At 46.0% G+C, this 6,000-nt stretch carries 5 protein-coding genes; 2 read left to right on the plus strand and 3 right to left on the minus strand.

Annotated elements, in window-relative coordinates; genetic code table 11:
• Nucleotides 1-25: 25 nt before the first annotated feature.
• Complete coding sequence (locus tag Q1A70_RS02955) at nucleotides 26-346, minus strand: cupin domain-containing protein (protein WP_299686854.1); 321 nt, start codon at nucleotides 344-346, stop codon at nucleotides 26-28.
• A gap of 405 nt (nucleotides 347-751) precedes the next feature.
• On the minus strand, nucleotides 752-3,217 hold the full coding sequence (gene fadE, locus Q1A70_RS02960) for an acyl-CoA dehydrogenase FadE (protein ID WP_299686856.1): 2,466 nt from the start codon (nucleotides 3,215-3,217) through the stop codon (nucleotides 752-754).
• Between the two features lie 328 nt (nucleotides 3,218-3,545).
• Between fadE and lpcA the strand changes: the two genes are divergently transcribed.
• Both lpcA and Q1A70_RS02970 read left to right on the plus strand, forming a co-directional pair.
• A complete protein-coding gene (lpcA, locus tag Q1A70_RS02965; protein WP_299686858.1) occupies nucleotides 3,546-4,121 on the plus strand; it encodes a D-sedoheptulose 7-phosphate isomerase in 576 nt (191 codons plus the stop codon).
• 65 nt (nucleotides 4,122-4,186) lie between these two features.
• Nucleotides 4,187-5,032: a class II glutamine amidotransferase gene (locus Q1A70_RS02970; RefSeq protein WP_299686860.1), complete on the plus strand. Its 846-nt coding sequence runs from the start codon at nucleotides 4,187-4,189 to the stop codon at nucleotides 5,030-5,032.
• 102 nt (nucleotides 5,033-5,134) lie between these two features.
• Here the strand turns inward: Q1A70_RS02970 and purN are convergent, their stop codons facing one another.
• Entirely contained in the window at nucleotides 5,135-5,809 is a 675-nt protein-coding gene (gene purN, locus Q1A70_RS02975; RefSeq protein WP_299686862.1) for a phosphoribosylglycinamide formyltransferase, read from the minus strand.
• Between the last annotated feature and the right edge of the window lie 191 nt (nucleotides 5,810-6,000).

Raw genomic sequence — 6,000 nt, forward strand, 5'->3', positions numbered from 1 at the left:
GATAATAGCGGGTTCTTTGGTCTTCTTATACGAAATCTTGACGCATTGGCGTGAAGTTATCGATAAGAATACCTTTCTCAAGACATGTAGCACCATGCATGATGTTTGGCTCTTTGTAGATAGTGTCGCCAGCAGTAACAATCTTAGTAACGTCACCAACAGTGAACTCAAACTTACCAGAAACAACGTAAGTTAGCTGCTCGTGTGGGTGTTGGTGCATTGCTGCTACTGTACCAGTGTCAAAGTGCACTTCAACGGTCATGATGTTATCGCTGTAAGCCATAACTTTACGTGAAGGACCGTTATCAAACTCTTCAAGAACAACGTCTTTGTTGTATACAAACATGTTTTTACCTTTTTGCTTTCAGTGCGACAAAAATAGTCAACATTGCTGGGCGTTAAACCTCAACAGCTGTTGAGTTACTTTTGGCTATCAATAACAAGCAAGTCTCAAAGGGAGAGCTTACCCATAAAATTATTTTAGACTAATATTAGCACCGCCGGTGCATTAATATTTTTGTATTACAAATGCTAGCATATTTCTCGATTATAGAATAGTGCATGGGGAAAAATATGATTCATGTCGAATTTGTTGCTCTAGAACGAGAGTCCCCTACAAACAAAAAAGCTTCGCCGAAGCGAAGCTTTTAAACGAAGCCTTTAAACGAAGCGACAGCCCGGAGCCTTAATGCCAATCAATTTGACTCTAACTGATTGGCATTAGGCTCATGGGAGTCCCATCTTTTGAACCTTAAGCGACGTTATTAATCGACGGGTCTGAATACTGTGACTTTGCTGCAAGCTCTTCTGGCGAGAAGTCATCAACATTAATGGTGTACAGTCTATGCTCTTCAGCGCTAATCAAAAGGTCTGCTTCTTCTTGGGTTAAGATGCTTTTTTCAAGACCCAATTGAGCGACCAGATCAAGTCGTAAAAAGGCACGTTTTTGATGCGTCTCTTTACACACTTTGTCGAATAACGGCTCTGCTTGGAGGATAACCTCCAGCGCTTTCTCGATCTTACCGACAGCATTGTATTGAGTATCGGCTAGGTATTGACCGCGGCCGATACGTGAGCGGGTTTCACTTGGTGTTTGTAGGATGTGCGCGACTTGACTGTCTAACTTGTCGTTTGGTGCGCGGCGAATACGGCCAAATGGCATTAGCACCACCCGCAGTACACGGCCAATCACAGGGTTAGGGAAGTTCGCTAAGAATTCATCAAGCGCCACCTCTGTTTGACGCAAGCTATCTTGCATCCCCCAATGGACTAGCGGCAGATCTTCCGTGTGACTGCCCTCGCTTTCAAAGCGTTTCAGGGTTGCGGAACCTAGGTAGAGTTGACTTAGGATATCGCCCAGTCTCGCCGATAGGCGCTCTCTGCGTTTCAGTGAGCCGCCAAGAACCGCCATTGAAATATCAGAAACCAGCGCTAAGTTTGCACTGTAGCGGTTCAATTGTTGGTAGTAACGTTGCGTCTGTTTGTCGGCTTTATTTGTTGGTGTCGGCGTATCTGAACCTCGGCCATCGGTTAAGCCAAACCACAAGCTGCGAACTAGGTTACTTAAGGTAAAGCTCATGTGACCGGCTAACGCTGAATCAAACCTATCCAATGCGTCGTTGCTTTCTGAATAGGCGGCTTCCATTTCACTCAGAACATAAGGGTGGCAACGAATTGCGCCTTGACCATAGATGATCATTGAGCGAGTCAGGATGTTGGCCCCTTCCACGGTAATCGCGATTGGTGAGCCTTGGTAGCCACGCGCCAAGAAGTTCGATGGACCTAAACAAATGCCTTTACCGCCGACGATATCCATCGCATCAATGATGCTGCGCTGGCCACGGTGAGTGCAGTGGTACTTAACGATGGCTGAGATAACCGAAGGCTTCTCGCCAAGGTCGATACCGGCAACGGTTAGGTTACTGGCGGCATCCATGACATAGGCATTCCCCGCGAGGCGTGCTAGTGGCTCTTCAACCCCTTCCATACGACCGATTGGTTGTTTGAATTGACGACGAATACGAGCATAAGCGCCAGTTGCAAGGGCTGCGGTTTTGATACCGCCGGTTGAGTTAGAAGGCAGAGTGATACCGCGACCAACCGACAGACATTCAACCAGCATACGCCAGCCTTGTCCCGCCATTTTTTGACCACCAATGATGTAATCTATAGGCACGAAGAGGTCGTTGCCTTGTGTCGGACCATTTTGGAACGGTACGTTAAGTGGGAAGTGGCGGTTACCTATTTTCACGCCTTGTAAATCGGTTGGGATAAGGGCGCACGTGATACCAAGATCTTGTTCACCACCGAGCAGGCCATCCGGGTCGCGCAGTTTAAAGGCTAAGCCCAAAACGGTCGCGACAGGCGCTAGGGTGATGTAACGTTTGTTCCAAGTAAGGCGCATGCCAAGAACTTCTTCGCCTTGCCATTGACCTTTACATACTACGCCGTAATCAGGGATTGAGCCGGCATCCGATCCTGCTTCTGGGCTGGTTAGGGCAAAACACGGGATTTCTTTACCTTCCGCTAGGCGCGGCAGGTAGTGGTTTCTTTGGGCTTCTGTCCCATAGTGCTGTAATAGTTCACCAGGGCCTAATGAGTTAGGCACGCCAACCGTCGATGACAATACACTCGATACGCCTGTTAGCTTCTGTAGCACCAAAGATTGAGCGTAGGCTGAGAACTCTAAACCGCCGTACTTTTTCTTGATGATCATCGCGAAGAATTTGTGGTCTTTCAGGTATTGCCAGACTTCTGGTGGTAAATCAGCAAGCTCATGAGTCACTTGGTAATCATTGACCATTTCACACACGGTATTTACTGGGCCATCTAAGAATGCTTGCTCAGCTTCAGAGAGCTTAGGATCAGCAATGCTCTGAAGCTTCTTCCATTCAGGTTTGCCTTTAAATAGCTCAGCTTCCCACCATACGGTGCCTGCTTCTAATGCTTCTTTTTCGGTCTGCGACATCGCAGGAAGCACTTTCTTAAATAGAGAGAGCGCTTTTTGACTGATTAGGGTTTGGCGAATGGTAGGGACAGCCAAGATCGCCACGGCTAACAGATAACCAAGCCAGCCAGTAAAAGCCACGCCGCCAGACAGGGTGAATACTACCATTGCGCCAGTTAATACAACTAATGCACGCACCAGACTAACTCTATGGTAAAGACAGACGCCAAAGATGGCTGTCATGCCGAGTAGGGAGAGCAATATGTTCATGATCGATTTCCTTTTCAGAGATCATTTATAGTTATGAGTGTAGATAAGAGGTCTAACCAGTTAAGTGTAAACAAAAGATTAAATATTTGTAAAATACCAAGTTGAATAAAAAGTGATCTCAATAGAGTTAAAGTTCTAATTGTGAGAGGTTGGTGGCGAATATTTGGACGGATCTGCAATTGCAGGTTAATAAAGGTGGTAATCTTTGGGCTTAAGTGTCGACACAATTTCATGTTTGTGGGTAAACTCAGCTATAAAGAGGGGAAAATCCTCAGCTCTCATTTCACGCATCTATCCGTTGCGTAAAAAAATATAAGAGATAAGCCTTATGTACCAAGACCTAATCAAAAGTGAATTGAACGAAGCTGCTGACGTTCTGAACAAGTTTTTGAGTGATGACCATAACATCGCTCAAATTGAAGCGGCGGCTAAAATGATTGCGGACTCATTCAAGCAAGAGGGTAAAGTACTTTCTTGTGGTAATGGTGGCTCTCACTGTGATGCAATGCACTTTGCAGAAGAGTTGACTGGTCGATACCGTGAGAATCGCCCTGGTTTCGCTGGTATTGCAATTTCAGACCCGAGTCACTTATCTTGTGTGAGTAATGACTTTGGTTACGATCACGTGTTTTCTCGCTATGTAGAAGCCGTTGGCCGAAAGGGAGACGTGCTGTTTGGTTTGTCGACCTCGGGCAACTCTGGCAACATTTTGAAAGCGATTGAAGCCGCGCAAGCGAAAGGTATGAAGACCATTGCGCTAACCGGTAAAGACGGCGGAAAAATGGCAGGTTGTGCTGATATCGAAATCCGAGTTCCCCATTTTGGTTATGCAGATCGCATCCAAGAGGTTCACATTAAGATCATTCATATTGTGATTCAGCTTGTTGAAAAAGAGATGGAATAATAGTTATACGGACATTTGGAGCAAAGCTTTGGCTCCATTGGTTTTAATAGGGAGTAGAGTAAGCCATGTGTGAATTGCTCGGTATGAGCGCGAATGTGCCAACGGATATATGTTTTAGCTTTACAGGTCTGATGCAGCGTGGGGGCAATACTGGCCCGCACCGCGATGGCTGGGGTATTACCTTTTACGAAGGGAAGGGGTTCCGAACATTTAAGGATCCGAACCCAAGTTGTGAGTCCAAGATCGCTGAATTGGTGCAAAACTACCCAATTAAAAGCCAAGCTGTTGTCAGTCATATCCGTCAAGCAAACCGTGGTGGCGTTAATCTAGAAAATACTCACCCTTTTACTCGTGAGCTATGGGGGCGATACTGGACTTTTGCTCACAATGGTCAGCTAACGGATTACGATGATCTCGTGAGTGGTCGCTTCAGACCTGTCGGTGAGACGGACAGTGAACTCTCTTTTTGTTGGTTACTGAAACAGCTGGAAGATCGTTTTCCTGAGCCACCTCAAGACATGGAAGGTATGTTTCGCTTTGTGGCTGAGTGCTGTGACCAGCTGCGAGAAAAAGGTGTGTTCAACATGTTGTTGAGTGATGGTGAGTATGTGATGACATACTGTACCAATCATTTGTACTGGATAACACGACGCGCCCCTTTTGGTAAAGCGAGTCTGATTGATGAAGATGTGGAGATTAACTTCCAAGAAGAAACCACACCGAATGATGTAGTTACCGTGGTTGCTACTCAGCCTCTAACAGACAACGAAGCTTGGTCTAGAATGAAGCCTGGCGAATATGCGCTGTTTCATTTTGGTGAGTTGATTGGCAATAATCATCAAGCGCTAGAAGATGTTGCGTATGCGCCGAAGAAGGTTGCGAGCCAAGCCCCAACCGAAGCATTGAGCTAGAGTAAATACGCATTAGCTGAGCGTTTAACCATCGTATTTACCCCGTTCAAATAAAAGGCCGCTCACTGTACTTATAAGTCAGTGAGCGGCCTTTTTGATTCATTACTCTTCTGCGTAACCGCTTTTTCCTAATGCGTTGCCATCTAAGGTAGCTTGCCCTTTGACCATGGATAAACGATCTTCAGCAAACCATTTGCAAACCATAGGGTAAATACAGTGTTCTTGCGTCAGCACTCGGCTTGCTAGTATATCCGCATCATCATCTTCAAATATCGGAACCTTAGCTTGTAAAATCACTGGCCCACCATCGAGCTCTTCGGTCACAAAGTGGACGCTAGTTCCGTGCTCTTTGTCTTGTGCGTCAATCGCACGCTGGTGGGTGTGTAGGCCTGGGTATTTCGGTAATAGAGAAGGGTGGATATTGATCATTTTCCCCGCATAGTGACGAACAAAGTCGGAACTTAGGATACGCATGTATCCCGCAAGTACGATCAAATCGGGTTGGTAGGCGTCAATCTGAATCATCAATTCACGATCGAACTCTTCACGTGAACCAAAGTCTTTTGGATTCACTGAATGTGCGTCAACCCCTGCGGTTTTCGCGCGTTCTAATCCAAAAGCCTCTGCTTTGTTTGAGAAGACAGCCTTAACGGAAGCATCAATCATATTGCTATCACAGGCATCCAAAATGGCCTGTAAGTTACTTCCGCTTCCTGAAACGAGTACAACGATGTTTTTCTTAGAGTGGCTGGTGTTATTTGAGTGACTGTTTTTCATAGAGTGGGTCATGCAATTGATTAACGGGATTGTTTACAATTTACCTACATAAACTAAGGTTTTCTGTGGGCTAAATAGCAAAATGAGGACCATTCGGTCCTCATTGATTAACTCAGGGCGTGTTGACCTTTCGCGGTTAAATTTTGTTCGAGATAAAAGCGTTTTAATCGCGGCGAGGGGGAAGTAGCCTA

Origin of the sequence: uncultured Vibrio sp., assembly GCF_947488985.1 — a bacterium.
In the GTDB taxonomy this organism is placed as follows: domain Bacteria; phylum Pseudomonadota; class Gammaproteobacteria; order Enterobacterales; family Vibrionaceae; genus Vibrio.